Raw genomic sequence first — 23469 nt, forward strand, 5'->3', positions numbered from 1 at the left:
AATCTTTATCTTTTTCTCTCTCCACCCTTACGGCGACGAGGACGTGCCGCGGTAGGTGGGCGACTTCTCGATCAGGTCGGCCAGCAGCAGCACCATGGACAGGTCGCGTTTGTTGTCCGGGGTGATGGCCGAGAGCACGTAATCCTTAAGCGATGCGCCGGTGGCCGGCAGATCCTGTCCGCCGCCTTGCTTGGTGGTGTGGACTGCCTCCATAAAGGACAGCAGCAGGTACGGCCAAACATCATCATAGTAGAGGTGGTAGTCCAGGATCTCCTTTATTTTCAAAATGGCGTAGAGGATGTTGTCAATTTCCCTGTAGTCCCTGGTCCATAAGTCCCGATCGCTGATGTGCGGGCGTCGCGGAGATAATTGCGTATCCAGAATCTCCCGGTGCGACCGTATACCTTGGCGACGGGGTGCGAATTGCAGTATTCGAGCCATACGCCTCCCTCCCTGGCGGCGATGTCATCCGGCGGTCCTGCCGAACTCTCGCGTGTACCCCCCTTTTCGGCTGCTTTCCGGATTCCTTTAGCACTTGGGCTGGATAGTTTGTAACGATCATATCTTCCCAAAGTTATTAGAAAAAACTATTTCACGCCGTGCCGCGCCAACGGTAAGGGTAAAAGGTTCACAACCTTATCCCGGAGGATGCCATGAGTGACGCGGCCCATAAGGCCATGTGGGAAGCCCTTGATCTGGACATCGAGGCCCATGATGCCCTGCTGGCGGTGTTGGGGAAATTTTACGGCGACATCTATATGGCCCAGGAGGGCCGGCTCAAAGGCGCTGAATATCTCGATTTCGTGCTCTCGGAAGTCCATGGGCTGCGCATCAGGGAACTGCAGGACGCCAAGGCGGCCGGCAAAAAGATCGTCGGCACCTTTTGCGTGTTCGTGCCCGAAGAGCTGACCCTGGCCGCCGGGGCGGTGCAGGTGGGGCTTTGCGCCGGGGCCAAGGCCGGCACGGAACTGGCCGAGACGCTCGTGCCGCGAAACACCTGCGACCTCATCAAATCCTTCATCGGCTTCAAGCTGGCCCGCATCTGCCCCTACACCGAATCCTGCGACCTCGTGGTCGGCGAGACCACCTGCGACGGCAAGAAGAAAGCCTATGAGGCCTTTGGCGAACTGGCCCCCATGCACATCATGGAAGTGCCCCAGTGCAAGGCCCCGGCCGACCGGGCGCTGTTTCGTTCCGAACTGGTGCGCTACAAGGAAGCCCTGGAAAAGCTCACCGGCAAGGCCATAACCGCCGAAGCCCTGGCCGAGGCGACCAGGACCGTCAATGCCAAACGCCGGGCCTTGCAGCGTCTTTCCGCCCTGCGTGCCGCTGATCCGGCCCCCATTTCCGGCCGCGACGCCCTGCTCGTCAACCAGATCAGTTTCTACGACGATCCCATCCGCTTTACCGCCAAATTAAACGAACTCTGTGACGAGATCGAAGGGCGCATCGCCAAGGGCGAAGGCGTGGCCCCGGCCAAAACCCCGCGCCTGCTGTTGGCCGGCTGTCCCATGGCCGTGCCCAACTGGAAACTGCCCTATCTGATCGAAAGCTCGGGCGCGGTCATTGTCGGCGAGGAATCCTGCATCGGCGAGCGCAACACCCGCGACCTGACCGACGAGTCGCCGGCCGGCCTTGAGGCCATGCTCGACGCCCTGTGCGACCGCTACCTGAAAATCGACTGCGCCTGCTTCACGCCCAATGACGAACGCCTGGAGAACATCGCGGCCATGGCCAAGCGCCTTGGGGCCGACGGTGTGATCCACTACGGCCTGCTTTTCTGCCAGCCCTACGCCCACGAGGCCATGAAGGTCGGCAAGGCCATGGCCGCCGCCGGGGTGCCTTATCTGGCCATCGAAACGGATTACGGCATGGAAGACGCCGGCCAGCTCAAGACCAGGGTGGAAGCCTTTGTGGAGACCCTGGCGTGACCGCCTATGCGGGCCTGGACATCGGCTCGCGCAGCATCAAGCTGGTGGTGTGGCAGGGAGGCGGGGTGGCCGCCTCCCGCCGCCTGCCCACCACCTTTGATGCCGTGGGGCAACTTCGAACACTGTTTGCCGCAGGCGTGCCCGAGCGTCTGGCCGTGACCGGCTACGGCCGGGAACTGGCCCGGGAGCTCTATCCCTTTGCCCGCAGCGTCACCGAAATAAAGGCCCATGCCCTGGGCGCAGGCAGCCTTTTTCCCCAGGCGGCCACGCTTCTTGATATCGGCGGCCAGGATACCAAGGCCGTGTCGCTTTTGCCCGGCGGCCGGGTCGGGCGCTTCGAGATGAACGACCGCTGTGCTGCCGGCACCGGCAAATTCCTCGAATACACGGCCACGGTCTTTGGCCTGTCGGTTGAGGATTTCGGCCGGCTGGCCCTGACCGGCGACAACCCGCCGCTCATAAGCTCCATGTGCACGGTCTTTGCCGAAACCGAGGCCACCACCCTGATCGCCCGGGGCGTATCCCCGGCCAATATCGCCCTTGGCCTGCACAAGGCGGTGGTGTCGCGCACCATGGCCATGCTTGGCCGGGTGGGACTGGCCGCACCGCTGGTCTTTGTCGGCGGCGTGGCCCGAAACCCGTGCATGATCCGCCTGCTGGCCGAGGCGGCAGATACGCCGCTGCTGCTCCCTGACGAGCCGGACATGACCGGAGCCTTGGGCGCGGCCCTGTGGCTCCAGTCAGTCGCGCCCTGAACAAACGTCCCTGTCCGGCCCGGCCCTTGCCCGAGGCCATGCCGCCAGGCGGCCCGGCCGTAAGCCGCCGTGGGCCGCCTGCTCCCTCTGTCGCGGCGGGCCACAGCGCCCGCCGGCCCGCGCCTGCTGCCCCCGGCCTGTCGCGTGGCCTCATGCGAACCTGTCTGCCCGATGCGGCCGGCTTCCGGCCCAGGCTGGCCGGCGCACCCGTCGGGGCCTGGCCATTTTTTTTCAAACCAACGACTATCAGACTGAATTTTATACATTTTACGAATCACAGCCGGTGTAACCCCTTTGCAGCGGCCGGCGACTGGACTCCTGTTGGTTGATTCTATTTCAATTAAAAATAATTTACATTTTGTAACTTGTTTTTCCGTTGCGCCAGGCGTAGCCCGGTTTCTGAACAATCTCCGGTACGCCGCCGGAGGTTGGCGATGCATCGATGGCAGTTCGCTTGAACCCGCCTGTTTTACGAGAGGAAGGATTATGAAAAAGCTTGGATGTCTCGCTTTGACCGCTTCGCTGCTTTTCGGAGTAGCCGCTGCGGCCGGGGCCGCCACTGAAGTCAAGATGACCGGCGACGCCCGCGTGTACGGCAACTTCTTTAGCGCCCGCAACTTCACCGGCTGGAACAAGGCCGGAACCAAGACCGAAGATTCCTTTGAAATCTGGGAACGCTTCCGTCTGCGGTCCGATTTTGTGGCCAACGAAGCCGTGAAGTTCCGTTTGGGCATCAAGGTGGAAGACACCTGGGGCCATGGCACCTTCACCGCCGCCAACCCGGAAACTGCTGTCCAGGTCGATCTGGCCTACCTGCAGTTCAAGGTTCCCGGTTGCCAGGACATCGAAGTGACCGCTGGTTTGCAGGATGTGAACCTGCCCCAGAGCGGCCTGTTCTTCGGAAGCCCGGTGTGGAGCGACAAGATGGCCGCCCTGACCATCAAAGCGCCGCTTATCGACAACACCCTGTCGGTTCTGACCGGCTTTGGCCGCCTGATTGACACCAACCGCACCTACGACAACACGACCACCCAGGTGGCTGACGAGCTGGATGCCTACTTCCTGGCTCTGCCTGTCACCCTGGAAGGCTTCAAGGCCACGCCTTGGGGCATGGTTGCTGTGGCCGGCCGCAACGCCAACTACAGCTACAAAGACACCACCGACACCACGGACAGCGGCAACAGCTTTGCCAACACCCTGGTTTCGGCCGGCAGCTCGGCCAACATGACCAAAGCCTACGGCACCGGTCGTTGGAAGAACGACCAGAACCCCTACTACTGGTTCGGCGGCGCGTTTGAAGTGACCGCCCTCGATCCCGTGCGTTTCTACGCCGATGTCATCTACGGAGCCGGCGCGTCCAATGACACCAAGGGCGCCAAGCGCGAGGGCTGGATGGTCGACGGCGGTGCGGAATACACCGGTTTCGACATGGTCACCCCGCAGATCTTCGCCTTCTGGTCCACGGGCGAGGACAAGTCCACGTCCAACGGTTCCGAGCGGATGCCCTACATGCGCTCCACCTGGGGACCGGGCAACAGCTTCCTGTTCGATGACAGCCAGGAACTCGGCAAGGGTTCCAACATGTATGTGTCGCCGGTCGGCAACTACGGTATCGGCGCGTCGCTGAACAAGATGTCGTTCATTGAGAATCTGACCCACCGTCTGACCTTTGTGTACCTGCGCGGCAACAACACGGCCCGAGCCATCCGGTATGCCCGCAACACCTTTGCCAACGACTACTTCACCATGGGTCACGACCTGACCACCAACGAGTACCTCATGGGCGCGAACTTCGACACGAAGTACATGATCTATGAAAACCTCGCTGCGGTCATGGAAACGGGCTGGGCCCACGGCCAGTTCCAGGAAAGCGTGTGGGGCCATCGTCTGGTGCATCAGGCCAGCGAGAACGGCAACAACGCCTGGAAGGTCGCTTTCGGCCTGACGTACAAGTTCTAGCAGACGCTTCGCCATCGGCGCATCGGAGGGGGGCCGCAAGGCCCCCCTTTTTTGCGTCCGACGCCATCGCGGTTACGCCGTCCCCCTTTCCCAGTTGGGGGGTCCGGGGGCCTCAGGCCCCCGGCCGCCGGAGGCTCTTCCGCTTCTCCCACGCTCCCCGGCCGCCGGCATCTTCACGGGCGAGACGATTAGCGTTATGCTGCCTGCGCGGGTGACGCCGCGCCCCGGGCAGCGCACCCTGTGTCCCGGCCGCAGCGCCGCCGGCTTCAATCCGTTTTGCCAAGGAGACTCCCATGCCCAAGCAAGTCGTTGTCGCGGAAGGTTCTTCGCCGCCTATCGGTCCCTATTCCATCGGCGTGTGGGCCGGGGATCTGCTGTTTGTCTCGGGCCAGACCCCGATTGATCCGGCAACCGGCGTCGTGGTCCCGGGCTCGGTGACGGAGCAGACCCACCAGAGCATCAAAAACGTGCGCACCATCCTGGAAGCCGCCGGACTGACCCTTGACAACGTGGTCAAGTCCACGCTTTTCATTAAAAATATGGACAACTTCACGGCCATCAACGAAGTCTACGCCAGCTATTTCGCCAAGCCCTACCCGGCCCGGTCCTGCGTCGAGGTGGCCCGGCTGCCCCGCGACGTCCTGGTCGAGCTTGAGGTGGTGGCTTCGCGCTAGGCTTGACTTTGCGGGCCTGCCCGTGAATTTTTGCTCTTGATGACGCCGACACGGGGAGGCTTAATGGACGAGTCGAAAAATAGTGCGCCCGAATCCGGGGGCAAGCGCTTTCGCGCCGCCCGGATTTTTTCCGTACCCGATGATGTGAAGTTTCTCGATACATTGGAACTGACCCGGCTCTCGGAAGCCTTCACCGCCTGGACCACCCGGGCCGGCCGGCCGGATGTGGCCGTGTCGCGCAACCGGGTGCGGCTTATCTATCTCATGCTGCGCCACACCGGGGCCAGGCTTGGCGAAGTGCTGGCCGTAAACGACCGCACCGACGTCAATCTGGAAACGCTTTCCGTGGTCCTTGGCGGCGGCGAGGAAGGGGTCGGGCGCGAGGTGCAGATTCCGGCTGAACTCGGCGAGGCCCTGGCCGCCGTGTTCGACGATCCGGCCTATGCCTCGCTTCGCGGCGGGCTTATGCGCCTGGACCAGGGCCATGTGCGGCGCAAGTTTTACGAGCGGGCCGAGGAATGCGGCTACACCAAGGAGCTCGTCAACCCGAGCACCATCCGCCGCTCCCGGGCCGTGGAACTGTTGCGCGACGACGTGCCCCTGCCCGTGGTCCAGCGCATCCTCGGCCACTCCACCGCCGACCTCACCGCCGCCTTTCTCCATCTGCCCGAAGACCAGAGGCGCAAGGTGGAACGGCAGGTGCTCACCCGGGAAACCCGGCGCACCAGCGCCCGAAACGCCTTTTTCGGCCGGGTGGCCCGGGTGCAGCGCGGCGACATCCAGTCCATCGTCACGGTGGAGAGCCTGGGCGGCCATGCCGTCAGCTCGATCATCACCAACGAGAGCCTCAAAAACCTCGGCGTAGCCGAAGGCAGCTTTGTCACCGCCGAGATCAAGGCCCCGTGGGTGGTGCTGGAGGCCGGGGAGGACATGCCCCGGGTGACCGCCGGCAACCGGTTCCTGGGCGAGGTGGAACTGATCCGCCTGGGCGAACTGACCAGCGAAGCCATCGTGGCCCTGGCCGACGGCACCCGGCTGTGCGCGGTCATCACCACCCAAAGCGCCCGGGAGCTGGCCCTGGCCGAGGGGCAGAAAATCTGGGCCATGTTCACCGCCTTTGCCGTGGTGCTCCACGTGGAATAGCGTCGCGCGGCCGGCGAAAACCGGGAGGGATGGGCCATGAAAAAATGCATCGTGTGCCTGGACGGTTCCCAGCCGTCATTTCGCGCCCTGGAACGGGCCCTGGACGAGGCGGGCTGCAGCGGGGCCGAACTGATCGCCGTCACCGTGGTCGAGGCGTTGACCTTTTTCGACTGCGACGTCAAAGACTGCGACACGGCCTTTGCCGCCATCCTGCGCGAGCCTAAAAAGATCCTGGCCGAGGCCGAGGAGATCGCCCGGTCCCGGGGGGTTGCCATCCGCACCCGCTACGAACCGGGCCGGCCGGCCGAGACCGTGGCCCGCATCGCCCGGGAGGAAGGGGCCGACGAGGTCTATATCGGCAGCCGGGGCAAGGACGACGTGGAAAGCCTGCTCATGGGCAGCGTGTCCATGCGTCTGGTCCAGATCGCGCCGTGCACCGTGGTGGTGGTGCGCTAGGCCGCCTCAAAAGGTCAGGCGCAGCCCGACCGACAGGGCCAGATCCGAGCGCGTGCCGCCGGCCGTGCCGTCAAAACGGGCGTTGACCGCCCGACCGGCCTCGCCCCGCAGGGTGATGCCGGCTCCGAACCGGGCCTGATCCCGGTCGGTGACGCCGCCGGAGGCGGCAAACTGCCGCTCGGGCGCGCCGCTAAACGCCGCCCGCACCAGCGGAGCCGTGTCGCCGTATTCATGCCGCCAGCCGCCCCAGACATCCGGCGTCAGCCGCCAGCCCCCTACCTCGAACGACTTTTCCAGACGCAACCCCAGCACCGAGGTCACGGACGTGCTGTCGGCGGCCGGGAAATCCAGATTGGCCGCGCCGGCCCCGGATTCGCCGTAGGCGGCGCGATCAAGACGCACATACTGCCCTTCCACGAACGGCTCGGCCACAACAGCCGCCCCGAGATCGACCGTGCGGGCGGCCCGCAGGTAGCCCAGCCACTCGCCCATGGTGGTCTTGCTCGTGGCCGTCGTGTTCCACACCGGCCGCTCGGTCGCCACCCGGTGCGCGCCATAAGCAACCATGGCGTCCACGGTGTAAGGGGCAAAATCCAGGGCCAGATACGGCCCAAGCCGCCAGATGTGGTCGTCGCTCGATCCCCGGCCGGCATAGAAATCGGCCCGCGACCAAGCGTAGCCGCCGACAAGGCCCAGGCGAAGGCCCGGAACCACACGCACCCCCACCCCCCCATGGCCCCGGTCAGGCTGCTGTCGTAGCCCGGAGCGTTGCCGCTGGACACCCCCAGCCCCTTGGCCCCGTAGACCGAGGCAAAGGCCTCGATGGAACCTTCCCCGGCCAGGGCCGGCAGCGCCGCCGGCGAGGCCGTGTCCGCTGCGGCTGCGGCCGGCAAAGCCGCCTGCACCGGCGTCGGGCTGAAGGCCGCCCGGCCTGAAGCGGCGGCTTGTCCCAGATCGGCCAGATCGGGCAGTCCCAGATCCTGCTGGAGAAATCCCGCCGGGGCCAACGCCCCGGCCGTTGTCCCGGCGCCGCGAAGGCCGCGCATCCGGGCGGCAAAGGCGCTGCCAAAGGCCGAGGCCCCGTCCACGGCCAGCACCATGGCCCGGGTCTGGGGTCCGGGCAGCAGGCGGGCGGTGTACCCGGCCGGGTCGCCGGATTGGTCCAGCAGGCCGATCAGCCCTTCCATGGCCGGATTGACCGTGGTGGTGATGCTATCCAGAGCCGCGCCAAGGGACGGATTGGCCGCCGACCGGGTGTACCAGCCCAGGTCGCGAAGCCCGGTCACGGTCAGTCCGGCCCCGTCCGAGGCCGCCACAAAGCGCACCATGGGCAGGTTGCTGGTCACGGCCAGCCCGCTCTCCGGGGCGGACAGGTTCCCGGCCCGGACAATGGTATAGCGCTGGCCGCTGGCCACATAGCCGCTGGCGTCAAAGGTCAGAGCCAGGGTGGTGTCGCCGCCCAGGCGCACGGACTCCACATTCTGCACCGGGTCCGGCGACAGGCCCAGGGGCGACAGGGCAAAGGCCAGGGTGGACGCCCCGGTGGCGGTCAGGCTGTCCAGACCGTCGCCCAGGTCCACCCGGCCCGAGACCGTGCCGCCGCGCACCTCCAGCCGGTCATTGCCGCCGGCAGTGCGGACCGCATAGGAACCGCCGGAGAGCGTCCCGGCGTTGAGGATGGCCGTATCCCCGGCATCGGCCTCTACGGCCGTGCCCGGCGAGGCAATGGTCCCGGTGTTGACCAGGGTGTTGCCGCTGCCAAAGGGCGCAGCCAGGGTTCCGGGTCCGGGAAGCTGGCCCAGAAACAGCACGGCCACGTCCTCGGTGCCGGACAGGCCGAACTTGGCCGCGGTCGAGCCGGTGATGGTGCCGTTATTGGTCACGGTATAGCCCGGCGAGGAAATGAGCAGGCCCTGGCCGCCGGAGACGGTCGCCCCGGCGTCGATGCGCACGGTGTCGCCGCGCGGCTGGAAATTGCGGCCGGCCCAGAGGGTGTCCAGGTTGCCGGTGACGGCAAAATCCCCGGACCCGTTGCCGGCGGTATAGAGGTAGGAGGTCAGGGAATAGACGGCATAGACCGTGTATTTCGAACTGCCGGGCAGGATGAATTCCGACAGGCCCCGGATGTCGGCCAGGGTGTCGCCATGGCCCCAGCGGTAGGTGTAACCGAGCTGGGTCCAGGGAAAATTGTCCGCCCCGTAGGCCGAGGCCTCCCAGGCGGTATAATAGGCGGTGAAATTGGCAAAGGCCGCATCGCTCATGCCGGCCGGTTGGACAAAGGCGGCAGCGCTGCCAAGGGAGGTCGGCTGGGTGGCGATGGAAGGGTCCTTGGTCGGCCGCTGGATGGACTCGAGGGTTGGCGCAACCAGCATTTCCACGATGGTGTCGTTGGAATTGCCGTCCGACATGCCAACCGCCTGGGAGGTTGCCAGTTTGACGTCGGCGGCAGTGACGCCAAGGCGCGACCAGGAGGACTTGAGTTCGCCGCCAATCGTCACCCAGGAGGCGCTGGAAGTCGGGGATCCGTAGACGCTCATGACTTTGCCGGGATAGGCGCTGGTGTAATACGACGACTTGGTAAAGGTGGCCGCCACCAGCTTGCCGTCCACGTAGGTGTTGCCGTCGCCGGACCCCGGTCCGGTTACGACCTTGAGATCGGTGACGATCCAGGGGCCGGGATTGGCGGCATTGGCCTTGGCCTCGGCCACGGCGGCATCGTAGACGGGGTTGTCCACGGCCCTGGCCGGGGTGAAGCCGCCGAGGGAGACAAGGAGACAGAAAAAGAACGCAACAAAGGGACGCCGCACTACTCTCGGGTCAGGCATGGGACACTCCGTGCAACCGGCCGGGGGATATTGATTCGGCGTAACGGCAATCGCCACCACCCGTCAAGACGACCCGGTTTTCCCGCCCGGAGAGCCGGGGCCGGTCGCCAGCCTGCATCTTCCTTGCTTCGAACCGAAAACACTCGCTCAAACGACGCGCGCCCGCCCCGAGGTCGTCGGAGCGGGCGCGCGTTTTTGTATGGCCTCAGACGGCTTAGAACCGGTCCTGCACGCCCATGGGATCCTTGAATTCCTGGTCGGGATGTCCGGGCAGCTTCTTGCTTCCCCGGCCTTCCAGATACTTGGACAGCTCCAGGTCAACCTTGATCGGCACGTCAATGCCGGCCTTGGTCAGGATCTGGCGCAGATAGGCCTCGGCCTTGACGGCAAAGGCGATGGAATCACCCAGGACGCGCAGGGCTTCGGTTGGGTTGTGGAAGCCCATGGAGTTTTCCGCGCCGATATAGAGCGAGCGGTAGAAGGCTTCCTCGTAATAATCCTTGGCCTGGTCATAAAGGGCCATATCCACGGGCTTGCCGGCGTCCTTGGCCTTATGCACGGCCTCAAAGAGCTTGGCCGTGGTGGCGGTGGCGTTGCCGGCCCGGATCTGCAGCGAGGCCGTGCGGTCCTGGATGGCGATGACCTGCTGCTTGAGCCAGTCCGGCGTCTCGGTGTGGCACTGGATGCAGGCCTTCATGTCGTTTTTAAGCGGGCTGGTCACCCGGTGGTCCGAAATCTTGCGCACGCCCACCTTGGTATAGGGCATGTGGCAGTCGGCGCAGGCGGCCCCGGCCTTCCAGTGGACGCTGTTGTTGGAGAAAAATTCGAATTCCGGATGGCGGATAAAGCCCAGCTTGAAGCCGGTGACGGTCTGCTTCCATTCCCGGTAGGAATCGTCGCTGCGGATCTTTTTGATGACGTCCTCGACGGCGATGGCGCCCCACTTGCCGTACTGCCAGGGGAAGAACAAGCCGACAGACTGCATGTCCTTGTCTTTCGGGATGTTGTAGGTGACGTGGCACTGAGCGCAGATCACCGAACGCATTTCCTGGCGGGTCAGCTTCTTCCAGTCGATGCCCATGCCTTCCAGGGCAGGGACGAGCGTGAAGCCCCGGGACACGGTCAGGCCCATGTCCTTGTTGTTGTGGCAGTCGATGCAGGCCACGCCGAGGGTCTGAAATTTCTCGGGAATCTTGTTGAGCACGTCCTTGAATGGCAGCTTGTAGTAGTCAACGCCCATTTCCTTGACCAGAAGCGGCGCATAGGGGCTTTTGCAGCTGAGGCACACGCCGCCGGCCTTCAGCCGCGTGGCGTCGACTTCCAACTGATCGCGCAGCATATAGGCATGGCCGCGCGGCTCATTGTATTCCACGCCAAAGCCCCAGCCGTTAAAGAGCAGGGCCATGTAGGGAAATTCAGCCAGCTTGTCGTAGGTGATGCGGTCGGCGTCAAAGCCGCGCTTGTATTTGCTCTTGCCGGCCGGGGTCGGCTCCTCGGTCATCTTCCAGGTCTCGTATTCTTCCGGATAAGCCTTGCCCCAGATGGCCGGATCGATCTCGCCGTCGGGAATGACGACCGTCTTGACCGGTTCGGGCTTGGGCGGCGAACAGGCATAGGGAACGAATAAGAAGGCGGCGAGCGCCACGCCAAGCGCCATTTTGTACAGCAGTTTGCCCCGCATGGTCATCCCTCTCTCGGCCGCAGCCGGTTGTCGTTACCGGGTGAAGGGCACGCCAACATTCCGGTGCATGACCCGGCGGTGGCAGTCCCAGCAATACCGTTTCTGATCGATCATCTCCACGGCCGTCTCATGGCACCGGATGCAGTTGGCCTGCACCACTGCCTTGCCGTGGTCGGTGATCCGGATGTCGTCGGGCACCCGGCCCGAGTTGAAGACCACCACGTCCTTCATGCCGTCGATGCTCTTCCAGACATAGTGGCTGGCCAGGTTGTCGTTTGGCAGATGGCAGTCCACGCAACGAATGCGTTTGTGCGCCCCCTGGTGGAACCAGGCCTCGTACTGCGACTCCATGACGTGACAGGAGGCACAAAAGTCGGGCGTCTCGGACTTGGCCAAAAGCCCCGGCGGTCCCAGGGCCAGAAACAGCCCCACGCCAACGACCACAAGCCCGACAACGACAAGGAGCCGCACGCCCCTTATGCCGGCATGTCCCATGGTCCCTCTCCTCGCTAAAAGGTTTTGGGAATATGCTACGATAGGTACGCCGACATGACAATGCGGCACAGGAAAATAAACGGTGTATATAAAAAGATAATCAGAGGCATCAGACAGGCTGGCGCATAGGCAAAAACGTCAGACCGGAATCGAGACAGGCTGTTTCTGTGGCGGTTGCCGCCTTCACCGGCCGCAGCCGGCAGTGCCTTTTAGACAAAAAGCGAAAGCAGCCGGCTTTGACTGGAACAGCGCAAGGGCCGGATGCGGCCGGGGGAGCGGGGAAAAACCGGGGAGGACGGCTTGCGGGAAGGGGTGGCTGCGCCCAGGCAACAGCCCGGCACGGCTGCGAGCCGGGCGCGACGGCTAGTCGCCAAGGCCCTCGCAGCCCCGGCAGCGGGCCAGAAGTGTCTCGACAATCCAGATGCCGATAAAAACGCCCACGGCATTGGCCACGGCGTCCATCATGCTCGCCGTGCGGCCCGGCACGAAGGACTGGCCCCATTCGAGCAGGCCGCCCAGGGGAATCATGCAATAGGCCACGTTGCGGGCCGTATCGCCCCCGGCAAAGGCCAAAAGCGGCAGGCCGCCAAGCCAGGCATAGCCCAGAAAATGCAGCAACTTGTCGGCGCTCCAGAACTTGACCGGCAGTTCCAGTCCGGGGAGCAGGGACAAATAGATGGTGGCGGCCACGGAACATATCCAGACAAGCAATGTAGCCCGGCGAAAGAGCAGGGAATTGAGCATGAGCGGTCTCCGGCAAGGGGCACGGCGCGTGGTGTGGGGACTCCGGCCCGGCAACCGGCGGACCCTACAGCGGGAGCGGGCAAATAGCCAGCCCGACACCCAACGCCGCTTTGGCCGCCGCCAGAGGCATTTTTACGTATAAGAGTGCCTCCGGCGGCCGGGGGGATGATCCCCCCGGACCCCTGCACTTGGAGAAATTTTCTGGGAGGGCGGCAGACGCACCCTCCCCCCATAAAACCTTGCCTTTCAGGAGGGATTCCAAAGGGCTCAGCCCTTTGGCCGCCGGAGGCACTCTTTCGTTTTCTATTAACGTCCCCCGGCCATGTCGCGCAGGCGGCGGATGCGTTCTTCGGTGGGCGGGTGGGTGGAAAACAGCGAGGCCATGGACACGCCGGCGAAGGGGTTGACGATGAACATGTTTTCCGTGGCCGGGTTGGCGTTCATGGGGATCTGCCGGGAGTAGGCGTCGAGTTTGCCAAGCGCCCCGGCCAGGGCCAGGGGGGTGCCGGACAGTTGCGCGCCGGTGGCGTCGGCCAGAAATTCCCGGGACCGGGAAATGGCCATCTGGATGAGCGAGGCGGCGATGGGGGCCAGGATGGCCATGAGCAGGCCGCCGAGCACGCCCGTGCCGCCGCCTTCCTCGTCGTTGCTGCGGGTGCCGCCGAAAATCGCGGCCCATTGCAACATGTTGGCCAGCATCATGACCACACCGCCAAGGACGGCGGCAATGGACTGGACCAGGATGTCGCGGTTTTTGATATGGCCGAGTTCGTGGGCGATGACGCCGCGCAGTTCTTCGGGGGAGAGCAGGCGCATGATGCCCTGGGTGACGGCCACCACGGCGTGTTCGGGATCGCGTCCGGTGGCAAAGGCGTTGGGGGCGTCCTGGGGGACGAGCATGACGCGGGGCTTGGGGATGTTGCCGTTTCTGGCCAGTTCCTCGACCATGGCGTGCAGGCCCGGGGCGTCGGCCGGGGACAGTTCGCGGGCGTTGTACATGGACAGCACGATCTTGTCGGAGAACCAGTAGCTGCCGACGTTCATGACCAGGGCCATGGCGAAGGCGATGAAAAGGCCGGTGCGGCCGCCCATGGCCTGGCCGACGATGCAGATAAGGACGGTGAGCAGTCCGAGTAGCAGGGCGGTCTTGATCTGGCTGGTCATGATGCGGTGATCCTCCGGGTATAGGAAAAGACCTCGCCCGGTCCGTTTGGGCCAGGCGAGGTCGCTTGAGAGACTTGTTCGTATATTGCCGAAACCAGGTTCCCATTGTCGCGGCGTCGGATGTATCCGGTCTTTGCGACCGGTCCGCGCCCGAAGCACCCGGCAGGAAGGTATTTCCCCCCGCCCGGCGGGTTCCGGAGAGAACCTCCGGTTCCCGACTTCGCGGCGAGTCATCTCGCCGGGAGTGGGTTCATGTATGGTTTGGGCGCGACGCTCGCGCAAACGTTCATTGCGGGTTTCCGAAATTCCAGGACCTTTCCCCTTGGCGACGCCTCCTCCCCTGAGGAGCTTTCGTGTCGCGCTGGTGGGGTGTGGGCGATCGGGCAAGTCCTTTCGCCGTTACGGCTTGCTATCAGCCGTGTCTGCGGGCGACTCAGTTCGCCGGATATGCACCTTGCTGACCCATCGGAATGTACCTCCACCTTGCGCCGTGGCGCGTTGTCTCGGTCCGGTCCTTTCCCGGGGAAGCCGGCGGGTCTCCGTGCGGCCCTTATCCGCCGCGACGCCGACAACCATTCGTGCGATAAGAATCTGTCCTCGCTTTCTGACGGGCCGGTTGTTACCGGCTAACGTCATCTGTTGGGGGCGACTCGGCTCGCCAGGTATGGGAAACGGCATTCGTGACGGCGCTTCCTCCTGCTCGGGTTCACCTCTTTCGAGGTTCCGTTGACTCTACACTTAAGCCTTCCTGTCCCGTTGTAAAGTGAATTTTGCAAGAAATCTTCACCCGACGGTCACAGGCAAAAAGGGTCACCGGCCGGCCATCGGTTCCGGCCAGATCGGCCGGTACGGCAACCCCGGCCACCCGTCGCAGCCAAGGCCCCGGAAGGTCGAGAAAAAGCCGCGTGCCCTCGGTTGGTCCGGCCACCGTAAGCGTCTCCCCCCGGCGGTCGGACACAATCGCCTCGGCCCGGCCAGGAAGAAGCGGCCGGGAAAAATGCACCACCAGCCGACCGGCGTCCCGGGACAGGGCCACCGGGCGCGGCGCCTCGTCGTAGCCCGGGGCCGGATTGGGCGGCGGGCAAAAAACAAAGGGCGGACAGGGCGTTGGCGCACCGCCGGGCTGGGCCGCTCCGGCCACGGCCCGGACCGGACTCATCCAGTCATAGTCCCCGGCCCAATCCAGCCCGGCCCGCAGCACCACCGGCACCGCCGGCAGGCCCGGCCCGGCCAGACGCAGATCTCCGGCAAAGGGATTTTTAAAGTGCAACTCCGGGTCCACCCGGCCCTGGGCCTCGAACCCGGCCGGGGCAAAGGCCGCCGGCCAGGGCCGGTTGGTCAGGTCGCCGTCAAAACTGATGGCGTCGGCCACCGGATCATCGAGAAAATGCGGCGCGGCCACAAGGGACGGACCGGGCTGATCCGGGGCGGCGCAGCCAAAGGTCTCGGGATCGGCTGTCTGCGGCGACGGGGCGCAACGATCGGGGCAGGTGGCCGGGAAGGGACAGGGCGGCTCGGGGTCATAGCGGCGCAGATCGGCCGGGGTGCAAAAAAGCACCACATTGTCGGCATGATGGAAATGGCGGCTGCGCCCTTCCTTGATGACGTTGGCCCGCAGGAAAAAGGTATTGAAGGCGGACAGGACGCAGCGGTCCGGCATTCTGCCCCCGTCGTCGAACTTGAAAACCGCCCCGCCGGTGTTGTCGCCTTCGGGCTGGCCCGGCTTGTCGTTGAAATAGCCGGTATTGCCGCAGAAGTACCAGAAGCCGCCGGCCACGCCGTCCAGGGAGAACCAGGCATGGGCGTTGACGATGCGGTTTTGCGTCACATACCAGTTGGTGGCCGTGCGCTCCGGCTCCACCGGGTTGTCGCGCAGGCGATGGAACCGGTTGCCGGTGATCTCCACGTTGTAGTTGAGCCGGTCGCCCCTGGCGGCATCGGCCTTGAGGCGAAGGCCGTTAAAGGCGGTGCACAGGGTGTTGTTGCGGAAGATGAGGCTGCCGGAGATGTTGACCGAGCCGAAAAAACCGCCATTGTAGTAGAAATAGCCGGTCAGATCCTCGCGTTTGACCGCTTCCCAGCTGATGTCGCGCCAAAGGGCACCGGTCGGGTCCTGTCGCCAGCGGTTGTCCTCGAGCAGGATATGGTGGCAGCCCTCGCCCCGGGCAAAGACCACGTAGCGGCCGTCAAAGGCCCGCACGCCGCGCATGGTCACGTAGCTGCTGTTTTCCATATAGCAAAACGTCGGCCAGCAGCCGGCCACGTCGAAATCCTCGAACACGATCCACTGGCAGTCAAACAACTTGAAAAAGGCGAACTGATCGGCTGTGGGCAGTCTGGTGTCCGCGATCTCGGCCTTGCCTTCGCCGAAAAGGGCCGTTGTCGGACCAAGGCCCCGGATGGTCACCGGGGCGTCCTCCCGGCCGGCCACGCCGCGCAGTTCCACGGAGATCGGCTCGGACCGGGCCGGGTTTTCGGCATCGATAATGGTGGGCGGAAAATAGCCGCCCGGCAGCAGTTGCACCGTGTCCCCGGGCCTGGCCGCCGCCGCGGCTGCGGCCAGGGTCAGGGTTTCCACAGCCTGGCCATCGACGAACCGCCGGTCCCCCTGGGGGGTGGCATAGAGCAGACGGGATTGCGGGTCCACAGGGCCTCCACTTTGGACTATATATAGGATATACTATTCCATTCTCCCGCTTCCTGCAACCCTCGGCCGGAACCATTGACAAAGCCCGATCCCCTGGGCACCTCCCGGGAAGGCTTTTACGCAAAACCCCAAGGCACACAGCCCATGCCCCAGCAGCGCGACCAAGCCATCACCATCGCCCGAGGCCTTGGCATCATTTTGGTGGTCCTTGGCCACTGCTACGATCCGTTTTCCTGGTATCCCATCTATTCCTACCACATGGCTTTTTTCTTCCTGCTGTCCGGCTTCGTGTTCAACCCGGCCCACCGGGCCGATGCCCGGGGCTATGCCCTACGCCGGGCCAGACGGCTGCTGGTGCCCTATTTCCTCTACAATCTGCTCTTTGCCGGACTGACCTGGGCCGCAGCCGCCGGCCTTGGCCTGTGGACCGACATCGCGCCCTTTTCCCTGCGCGCCCTGGTCTCCGAGCCTCTGACCACGGGGCATCAGTTTCCGCTGTATAACGGCGGCTGGTTCCTGGTGACGCTCTTTTTCGTCCAGCTCGCCGCCCTGCCCCTGCCCCGCCTGCTTGGCAGCGACGCCCCGGCCCGGCTGCTTGGGGCAACGGGCCTGCTGGCCCTGGCCTGTGTCCTGACCGCCCAGATTTTCGACCTGTCCCCGGTGGCCAGCCAGCTGGGTAAGGTCGGCTTCGGCCTTTTCTTCTACGTCTGTGGCAGCGCAGCCAGGAGCTGGCCCGGTTTCGACGCGCTTTTCACCGCCCGGGGCCTTGGCGCAAGCGTCCTTTGCGCCGTACTCCTGGCCTGCCTGGGGGCAACCGTCGACTACAACCTGTCCACGATGTCTTTCCACGGCAATGCCCTGCTGGTCTTTGTAACATCCTTAAACGGTTCCTATCTGGCCCTTTTCCTGGCCAGGCAGCTGGCCAAAAGCGTCAGGCCGGGGAGCCTGCTGCTGCTCCTTGGCGAAAACACCGTGCCCATCATGTGCCTGCACCTGCTTTGCTTTTTTATGCTAAACCTCGTGCTCATCCCGGCCAGCGGGACTGATCCGGCCCTGCTTGGCAACACGCTTTTTTGCGTCAACGCCCCGCGCCTGTTTCCGCTTTATGCCGCCGCCGGGCTGTTTGGACCCATCGGCCTGACCCGGGCCATAGCTGCCCTGCAGGCCAAAATCCGCCGGCGCCCGGACCGCTGCTCCGGGCCCCTGGCTGACCAAGGAGCACCCCAATGACCGCACAAGCCCACATTGTCGTCACCCGGGCCATTCCTGAAGCCGGACTCACCCTGTTGCGGGAAAAGGCCACCGTCTGGGTCAACCCCGAGGACCGGCCGCTGACCCGCGACGAGCTGCTGGCCCGGGCAGCCACGGCCCAGGGCGTCATCGGCCTTTTGACCGACCGCATCGACGCCGGTTTTTTCGACGCCGCCCCGCTCCTTCGCGGCTATGCCAACTACGCCGTGGGCTATGACAACATCGATGTGCCCGAGGCCACCCGCCGGGGGATGCCCGTGTCCAACACCCCGGACGTGCTGACCCAGGCCACGGCCGAACTGGCCTTTGGCCTGATCCTGGCCGTGGCCCGCCACATCGTGGCCGCCGATTCCACCATGCGCTCGGGCAACTGGCCGGGCTGGGGGCCCATGCAGTTTATCGGCACGGAACTGGCCGGCAAGACCCTTGGCATCTACGGCCCGGGACGCATCGGCGCCACCGTGGCCCGGCTCTCGCGCGGCTTTGCCATGCCCATCGTGGCCTGCGGCGGCAGAAAACCCAACGAAGCCCTGGTGCGGGAGTGCGGCGCGACCTACCTGCCCTTCGAGGACTTCCTGGCCGCCGCCGACGTCATCTGCATCACCGCCCCCCTGACCCCGCAGACCCGCCACGCCTTTAACGCCGCCACTTTCGCCCGGATGCGGCCGACAGCCATCCTGGTCAACACCGGCCGGGGCCCGATTATCGACGAGGCCGCCCTGGTGACGGCCCTGCGCGATGGCCGCATTGCCGGGGCAGGCCTGGATGTTTATGAATTTGAGCCACGCATGGCCGAGGGTCTGGCCGCTCTGCCAAACGTGGTCATAACGCCGCATATCGGCTCGGCCACCGACGCCGCCCGAAACGGCATGGCCACCCTGGCGGCGCGAAACCTGCTGGCCATGCTGGAGGGGACCACGCCCCCCACCTGCCTCAACCCCGAGGTTCTTGGCCGGCCTTGACATTTTCCGCAAACCGGGACCATCCCAGACCTGTCGTCCGGCCGCACCCCGGCGGCCACAGCCCAAGGAGCACCCCATGCGCATACGCGAGATGATGCGAACGACCCTGGCCACCGTCGGCCTGGACGCCACCTTTGCCGAACTGGTGGCTGCCCACCGTTGCCACAATTCCCGGCTGGTCTACGTCGTTGACGCCAAACAGCACCTCCTTGGCGTGGTGAGCTGCTACGACCTGCTGCGGTCCGCCATGCCCTTTTACGTCGACGCCAATCTGGCCAAGGCCCTGCCCGAGGATGACACCGTGATCCGGGACAGTTTTAACTCCTGCCAGGACAAGACCGCCGCCGACATCATGACCCGCGAAATCACGGCTGTGAGCCCTGAAGGCACCTTTTTCGCGGCCGAGGCGCTCTTCACCAAAGGCCGGTTCAATGTGTTGCCGGTGATCGAAGACGACGGGCGGCTCGTCGGCGAACTCACCCGCCGGCGCATCCTCGATTTTCTGGCCGGCCACTGCGGCCTGTAACCCGGAGACAGCCCCCATGTTCTGGATTGCCACGGCCATCTTTGTTGCGGCCTATGTCGTTATTGTCTCGGAGAAGATCAACAAGACCAAGGTGGCCCTTTTTGGCGCGGCCCTGACGCTGGCCACCAAGGTGCTCACCCAGCACGACGCCTTCCACGACGTCGATCTGGGCGTGGACTGGAACGTGATCTTCCTGCTCATCTCCATGATGATCATGGTCAACATCATGACCAAGACCGGCGTCTTCCAGTACGTGGCCGTCAAGTCGGCCAAGATCGGCCGGGGCGAACCCTTTGCCATCATGGCGATTTTCGCCGTGGTAACAGCCATTGCCTCGGCCTTTTTGGACAACGTCACCACGGTCCTGCTCCTGGCCCCGGTGACGCTGCTTGTGGCCAAGGAACTGGAAATCGACCCGGTGCCCTACCTCATCACCGAGGCCCTGGCCTCCAACATCGGCGGCACGGCCACGCTGATTGGCGACCCGCCAAACATCATGATCGCCTCCAAGGCCGGCCTGGATTTCATGGATTTCATCATCCATCTCACCCCGGCCATCATCGTGGTCATGGCGGCCTGGATGCTCGTCTGGAAGGTCATCTTCGGCAAACGCCTCACGGTCGGCGCAGCCCAGAAGGCCCGCATCCTGGCCATGGACGAACGCGTGCTCATCCGCGACCCGGCGCTTCTCAAAAAAAGCGGCGCGGTCCTTGGCCTCACCATCCTGGGCTTCACCCTGCACGGCTTTCTCGGCTTTGAACCGGCCACCATCGCCCTGCTCGGGGCCGCCACCTTGCTGCTCATTTCCGGCGAGGACCCGCAAAAAATATTCGATGGAAGTGGAATGGCCCATCCATCTTCTTTTTCATCGGCCATTTTGATCATCATCGGCGGCACGGTCAAAGCCGGGCTGATCGAAGTCCTGTCCCAGAAGGTCATTGCGCTTACCAACCCCACCAAGGACTCCATGTTCATGTTGTCCATGGTCATGGTCTGGTTTTCCGGCATTGCCTCGGCTATCGTGGACAACATCCCCTTTGTGGCCACCATGAACCCGCTCCTGGCCGAACTGGCCGAGAAGGTCCTGGGGCCGGCCACCGGGCTGACCGGGCCGGCCCTGTACACCCATCCGACCATGTTGCCGGTGTGGTGGTCTCTGGCGCTTGGGGCCTGTCTTGGCGGCAACGGCACGGCCATCGGGGCCTCGGCCAACGTCATTGTGGTCGGGCTGTCGGAAAAAGCCGGGCACAAGATCACCTTTGGCCGGTTTTTCAAGTACGGCGCGCCGGTGACCCTTGGCACCATCGCCATCTCCATGGGCTACATCTACTTGCGCTACTACGTGCTCGGCTGGTAGCCGCAAGGGGATGAATGCCCTGCCCCGGCCCGCCGGCCGGTTTCTGGCTGCGCTGTGTCTGGCGGCCCTGGCTGTGCTGGCCTTTTGGGGCTACCTGCGCACCGGCGCCACCACCAGCGACGACCTCGTCTACGAACAGGCCGTGACCACCGGCACCCTGGGCGCCCTTTGCACCGATCTGGCCACCCGCTCCGGGCGCTTCCACCACTATCTCCACGTGGGCCTGACCAGCCTGCCCTATTTCATCGACAGCCTGCCGGCCCGAAAGGCCCTGTCCCTGGCCGTGGCCCTGGCCGTCGTGGCCGGGCTTGCCGGGCTTGCCGCCCGCCTGGCGGCCAGCCCGGCCCTGGGCGTCCTTATCGCCGCGCTTTGCCTGTCGCTGTATCAGGACAACTGGCACCACAACATCCTGACCGCCTATCCGCTGGTATTCGATGCCGGGATGCTGTGGCTCCTGGGGGCCGGCTACGCCTTGCTGCGCCACGGCGAAACCTCCAGGCGGCGCTGGCTCGTCCTGGCCAATATCGCCATGTTCCTGGCTTTTTGCCATTTTGAGGCCTTTGTCGCCTATCTGCCCGTCCTGGCCGGCATCGTCCTTTTGACCGGACGCGGACGGCTGCGCCAACGCCTTGCCACCGGCTGCGCCGCCTTTGCCGTGGTCCCGGTTTATGCCGCCATCTACCTCGGTTACCGCTTCACCCACCCCTCGGCCTACGACGGCAACGCCCTGGACATCACCAATCCCCTGCGCGTCCTTAAAACCGCCCTGGCCTACAGCCAAAGCGCCCTGCCGCTCGGGGCTTTTGGCCTCAACCTCGACTCCATCAACCGCTTCCCCCAGGCCACCAGCCGCTACGTCCTGTCCTTTGGCCAGTATCTGGCCGATCTGGCCGGCAACTGGCCGCTTTTCGCCCCGGCCTGGATCGCCATGGCCCTCTTGGCCGGCGGGCTGGCCTTTGCCTGCCTGGGCCGGGCCGAGCGCCCCTTTCGGCCCCGCCTCCTGGCCCTGGCCCTGGCCGGCTACGCCGTCATCTGCCCCAATGTGCTGATCGCCCTGTCGCCCAAGTACCAGGAACCGGCGGCCGGGGGATTGGCCTGGTACGTCACCTCGAATTTTTCCTTCTATGCCCTGGCCGTGCTCCTGGCCCTTGGCGCGCTGGCCCTGGCCGATCGGCTGCCCAGGCGGCTGCGGCCGGCCGGGGCGGCGCTTTTCGGCCTGGGCCTCGCCCTGGTCGTCCTGGTCAACGCCTCGGTCAACGCCTCGGTGCGCGAAAGCAAAATCACCTCTGCCGGTCGCTGGCGCGTGGCCGAACTGGCGGCCCGCAGTCCGGCCCTGGAAGACGTGCCGGACGGGGCCATCCTGGTGGCCCCGGACCTCTTTGCCGCGGTCAGCGTGGAACTGACCTCCCCGGAATACTGGACCGCCTATTTCGCCCGCCGCACCGGGCGGAGCTTTCGGGTGCTGCCCGGCCCGGACCCGGCAGCCCCGGCCGACGCACCGGTCTATGTCCTGCGCCGCCTGTCCGCTCCGGCTGCACCCGTGACCGCTGTGGCCCTGGGCCGGGTTTCGCGCCTGGGTCCGCCGGCCGCCGATCCCTATGCCCCACATCCCGACGCGCCGCAGCTTCTGGCCGACCGGGTCCTGGTGGTGGTGGACGGGGCCAACCGGTTGCTCGACGTTTTCTACCGCGACAACACCGGCTGGCAGGTCGCACCGGCCCGGGTGGGCGGCCGGCTGGGCTCGTCCCAGACCCGTCTGGCCGGGGACGGCATCGCCCTGTCCTCCCTGGCCCTCCTGCCGGCCCGGACCGTGGAGACCGGGGCGGTCTCGCCCCTGACCCTGCGTTTTGGCCCGGGCTTTTCCTCCCCGGAACGGGCGGTCACGGGCGATGTGGTCTGGGCCGGCGAAACAGCCGAGGCCTCCCTGGACAACGCCGGGGACCAGCCGGCCAGGGTCCGGCTGGCCGGCGCAGTCGTGTCTGCCTCTCCGCTTCGCCTGCGGCTGGAGGGGCCGGGGCTGGCCATGGTGCTTGACTGCCCGACCCCGTCCACGCCCCTGGCCCTGGAACTGACCCTGCCCCCGGGGCGCAGCCGGCTGGCCTTTGCGGCCGAGGGCGGTGCGGCGGACAAACGCTTCGGCCTGCTCGGCCTGGCCCTGGTTCCCCTGCCCGCAGCCCCCTGAACGCCGGCTCCACAGTTGCTGGAACAGCGCCCTGCCACTCCACGCCGGTTGGACCGGAACCCTCCCCTTGAATAAATAAGTCCCGGAATTTCAGTGAATTAAAAATTTCTCCCACCCTGGCACAAGACCTGCTTATTGAAGGGCAAGAGACGCACAGGGAACCCACAACAACTTTACATACCGGGAGAGACACCATGCTGACCGCCATCACCACTTTCATCCGCGACGAAGAAGGGGCCACGGCAGTTGAATACGGGCTTATGGCCGCACTGATCGCCGCCGTCATCATCACCGCCGTCACCTCGGTCGGCACCAGCCTGTCCGGCCTCTTCGACAAGATCGCCACCTCCCTGACCACCGCTGCCGGCTCCTAACCAGCCCTTGGCTTCGCGAAGCAAAAAGGCCGTCCCCGGCACCGGGACGGCCTTTTTGCATGGGGCGCACGCCGGTTTCCCGCATTTTTCCCCCAGCCCCGAAAGCCGGCCCAGCCGACAACAATCAGCCGCGCCGTCACCTGCCGGCCCGGCGGCCACAGCCGCCGGTCTTCACCGGCCTGGTCTGGCCGAATATCCCGGCTGCCGGGTCCGGCGGACTGGTCCGGCGGGCTGGTCCGATCCGGGCCGTACCGGCCTTCTGCCGGTCGTCGCCGGCCGGCCCGGCTCCATTCCTCGGGGAACGCCCTGCGTCCGTTCCATCAATCCTGGAGCGAAAAGCCGG

At 65.0% G+C, this 23469-nt stretch carries 19 protein-coding genes; 12 read left to right on the forward strand and 7 right to left on the reverse strand.

Going from position 1 to position 23469, the window contains the following annotated elements:
• Nucleotides 1-27: 27 nt before the first annotated feature.
• Complete coding sequence (locus DVDV_RS15295) at nt 28-441, reverse strand: hypothetical protein (protein ID WP_075355504.1); 414 nt, start codon at nt 439-441, stop codon at nt 28-30.
• Nucleotides 442-653: 212 nt separating this feature from the next.
• Between DVDV_RS15295 and DVDV_RS15300 the strand changes: the two genes are divergently transcribed.
• From DVDV_RS15300 to DVDV_RS15325, 6 genes are all read left to right on the forward strand, one after another.
• The gene (locus DVDV_RS15300) at nt 654-1931 is read left to right on the forward strand and encodes a double-cubane-cluster-containing anaerobic reductase (RefSeq protein ID WP_075355505.1); all 1278 of its coding nucleotides are present in this window, start codon (nt 654-656) and stop codon (nt 1929-1931) included.
• Nucleotides 1928-2686, forward strand: coding sequence for an acyl-CoA dehydratase activase (locus DVDV_RS15305; protein ID WP_075355506.1), 759 nt, complete (start codon nt 1928-1930; stop codon nt 2684-2686). Before DVDV_RS15300 ends, DVDV_RS15305 begins: the two co-directional genes overlap by 4 nt.
• 486 nt (nt 2687-3172) lie before the next feature.
• The gene (locus tag DVDV_RS15310; RefSeq protein WP_075355507.1) at nt 3173-4645 is read left to right on the forward strand and encodes an outer membrane homotrimeric porin; all 1473 of its coding nucleotides are present in this window, start codon (nt 3173-3175) and stop codon (nt 4643-4645) included.
• Nucleotides 4646-4938: 293 nt separating this feature from the next.
• Entirely contained in the window at nt 4939-5319 is a 381-nt protein-coding gene (locus tag DVDV_RS15315; RefSeq protein WP_075355508.1) for a RidA family protein, read from the forward strand.
• Between the two features lie 63 nt (nt 5320-5382).
• The gene (locus tag DVDV_RS15320) at nt 5383-6462 is read left to right on the forward strand and encodes a TOBE domain-containing protein (RefSeq protein ID WP_075355509.1); all 1080 of its coding nucleotides are present in this window, start codon (nt 5383-5385) and stop codon (nt 6460-6462) included.
• A 36-nt stretch (nt 6463-6498) separates the two neighbouring features.
• A complete protein-coding gene (locus DVDV_RS15325) occupies nt 6499-6918 on the forward strand; it encodes a universal stress protein (RefSeq protein ID WP_075355510.1) in 420 nt (139 codons plus the stop codon).
• A gap of 6 nt (nt 6919-6924) precedes the next feature.
• Here the strand turns inward: DVDV_RS15325 and DVDV_RS23475 are convergent, their stop codons facing one another.
• The 6 genes from DVDV_RS23475 to DVDV_RS15355 form a co-directional block, all read right to left on the reverse strand.
• Nucleotides 6925-7644, reverse strand: coding sequence for an autotransporter domain-containing protein (locus DVDV_RS23475; protein ID WP_075355511.1), 720 nt, complete (start codon nt 7642-7644; stop codon nt 6925-6927).
• Between the two features lie 2313 nt (nt 7645-9957).
• The gene (locus DVDV_RS15335) at nt 9958-11424 is read right to left on the reverse strand and encodes an ammonia-forming cytochrome c nitrite reductase subunit c552 (RefSeq protein ID WP_075355512.1); all 1467 of its coding nucleotides are present in this window, start codon (nt 11422-11424) and stop codon (nt 9958-9960) included.
• Between the two features lie 33 nt (nt 11425-11457).
• Nucleotides 11458-11919: a cytochrome c nitrite reductase small subunit gene (gene nrfH, locus DVDV_RS15340; RefSeq protein ID WP_075355513.1), complete on the reverse strand. Its 462-nt coding sequence runs from the start codon at nt 11917-11919 to the stop codon at nt 11458-11460.
• A 363-nt stretch (nt 11920-12282) separates the two neighbouring features.
• The gene (locus tag DVDV_RS15345; RefSeq protein ID WP_075355514.1) at nt 12283-12663 is read right to left on the reverse strand and encodes a VanZ family protein; all 381 of its coding nucleotides are present in this window, start codon (nt 12661-12663) and stop codon (nt 12283-12285) included.
• Between the two features lie 306 nt (nt 12664-12969).
• Entirely contained in the window at nt 12970-13827 is an 858-nt protein-coding gene (locus DVDV_RS15350; RefSeq protein ID WP_075355515.1) for a zinc metalloprotease HtpX, read from the reverse strand.
• Nucleotides 13828-14533: 706 nt separating this feature from the next.
• On the reverse strand, nt 14534-16474 hold the full coding sequence (locus DVDV_RS15355) for a right-handed parallel beta-helix repeat-containing protein (protein ID WP_254845401.1): 1941 nt from the start codon (nt 16472-16474) through the stop codon (nt 14534-14536).
• A gap of 144 nt (nt 16475-16618) precedes the next feature.
• Here DVDV_RS15355 and DVDV_RS15360 point away from each other — a divergent pair, with 144 nt between their 5' ends.
• The 6 genes from DVDV_RS15360 (at nt 16619) to DVDV_RS15385 (ending at nt 23126) form a co-directional block, all read left to right on the forward strand.
• Nucleotides 16619-17704, forward strand: a complete 1086-nt coding sequence (locus DVDV_RS15360; RefSeq protein WP_075355517.1) for an acyltransferase family protein — start codon at nt 16619-16621, stop codon at nt 17702-17704.
• Nucleotides 17701-18687, forward strand: a complete 987-nt coding sequence (locus DVDV_RS15365) for a D-glycerate dehydrogenase (protein ID WP_075355518.1) — start codon at nt 17701-17703, stop codon at nt 18685-18687. The genes DVDV_RS15360 and DVDV_RS15365 overlap by 4 nt, the downstream gene beginning before the upstream one ends.
• A 76-nt stretch (nt 18688-18763) precedes the next feature.
• Entirely contained in the window at nt 18764-19213 is a 450-nt protein-coding gene (locus tag DVDV_RS15370; RefSeq protein WP_075355519.1) for an HPP family protein, read from the forward strand.
• Between the two features lie 16 nt (nt 19214-19229).
• Nucleotides 19230-20570 carry an SLC13 family permease gene (locus DVDV_RS15375; RefSeq protein ID WP_075355520.1) on the forward strand — a complete coding sequence of 447 codons (1341 nt, stop codon included), beginning with the start codon at nt 19230-19232 and terminating at the stop codon, nt 20568-20570.
• 10 nt (nt 20571-20580) lie between these two features.
• A complete protein-coding gene (locus DVDV_RS15380; RefSeq protein ID WP_075355521.1) occupies nt 20581-22752 on the forward strand; it encodes a hypothetical protein in 2172 nt (723 codons plus the stop codon).
• A gap of 194 nt (nt 22753-22946) precedes the next feature.
• A complete protein-coding gene (locus DVDV_RS15385; RefSeq protein ID WP_075355522.1) occupies nt 22947-23126 on the forward strand; it encodes a Flp family type IVb pilin in 180 nt (59 codons plus the stop codon).
• Nucleotides 23127-23469 lie beyond the last annotated feature (343 nt).

The sequence above is a fragment of the Desulfovibrio sp. DV genome, from assembly GCF_001936595.1.
Classification (GTDB): domain Bacteria; phylum Desulfobacterota; class Desulfovibrionia; order Desulfovibrionales; family Desulfovibrionaceae; genus Solidesulfovibrio.

What these genes read in the sequence shown, in the direction of transcription:
- DVDV_RS15345 (WP_075355514.1), bottom strand. Translation starts at nt 12,663, where the DNA reads ATGCTCAATTCCCTGCTCTTTCGCCGGGCTACATTGCTTGTCTGGATA.
- DVDV_RS15315 (WP_075355508.1), top strand. Translation starts at nt 4,939, where the DNA reads ATGCCCAAGCAAGTCGTTGTCGCGGAAGGTTCTTCGCCGCCTATCGGT.
- DVDV_RS15365 (WP_075355518.1), top strand. Translation starts at nt 17,701, where the DNA reads ATGACCGCACAAGCCCACATTGTCGTCACCCGGGCCATTCCTGAAGCC.
- DVDV_RS15350 (WP_075355515.1), bottom strand. Translation starts at nt 13,827, where the DNA reads ATGACCAGCCAGATCAAGACCGCCCTGCTACTCGGACTGCTCACCGTC.
- DVDV_RS15320 (WP_075355509.1), top strand. Translation starts at nt 5,383, where the DNA reads ATGGACGAGTCGAAAAATAGTGCGCCCGAATCCGGGGGCAAGCGCTTT.
- DVDV_RS15310 (WP_075355507.1), top strand. Translation starts at nt 3,173, where the DNA reads ATGAAAAAGCTTGGATGTCTCGCTTTGACCGCTTCGCTGCTTTTCGGA.
- DVDV_RS15295 (WP_075355504.1), bottom strand. Translation starts at nt 441, where the DNA reads ATGGCTCGAATACTGCAATTCGCACCCCGTCGCCAAGGTATACGGTCG.
- DVDV_RS15380 (WP_075355521.1), top strand. Translation starts at nt 20,581, where the DNA reads ATGAATGCCCTGCCCCGGCCCGCCGGCCGGTTTCTGGCTGCGCTGTGT.
- DVDV_RS15360 (WP_075355517.1), top strand. Translation starts at nt 16,619, where the DNA reads ATGCCCCAGCAGCGCGACCAAGCCATCACCATCGCCCGAGGCCTTGGC.
- DVDV_RS15325 (WP_075355510.1), top strand. Translation starts at nt 6,499, where the DNA reads ATGAAAAAATGCATCGTGTGCCTGGACGGTTCCCAGCCGTCATTTCGC.
- DVDV_RS15375 (WP_075355520.1), top strand. Translation starts at nt 19,230, where the DNA reads ATGTTCTGGATTGCCACGGCCATCTTTGTTGCGGCCTATGTCGTTATT.
- DVDV_RS15335 (WP_075355512.1), bottom strand. Translation starts at nt 11,424, where the DNA reads ATGCGGGGCAAACTGCTGTACAAAATGGCGCTTGGCGTGGCGCTCGCC.
- nrfH (WP_075355513.1), bottom strand. Translation starts at nt 11,919, where the DNA reads ATGGGACATGCCGGCATAAGGGGCGTGCGGCTCCTTGTCGTTGTCGGG.
- DVDV_RS15300 (WP_075355505.1), top strand. Translation starts at nt 654, where the DNA reads ATGAGTGACGCGGCCCATAAGGCCATGTGGGAAGCCCTTGATCTGGAC.
- DVDV_RS15385 (WP_075355522.1), top strand. Translation starts at nt 22,947, where the DNA reads ATGCTGACCGCCATCACCACTTTCATCCGCGACGAAGAAGGGGCCACG.
- DVDV_RS15370 (WP_075355519.1), top strand. Translation starts at nt 18,764, where the DNA reads ATGCGCATACGCGAGATGATGCGAACGACCCTGGCCACCGTCGGCCTG.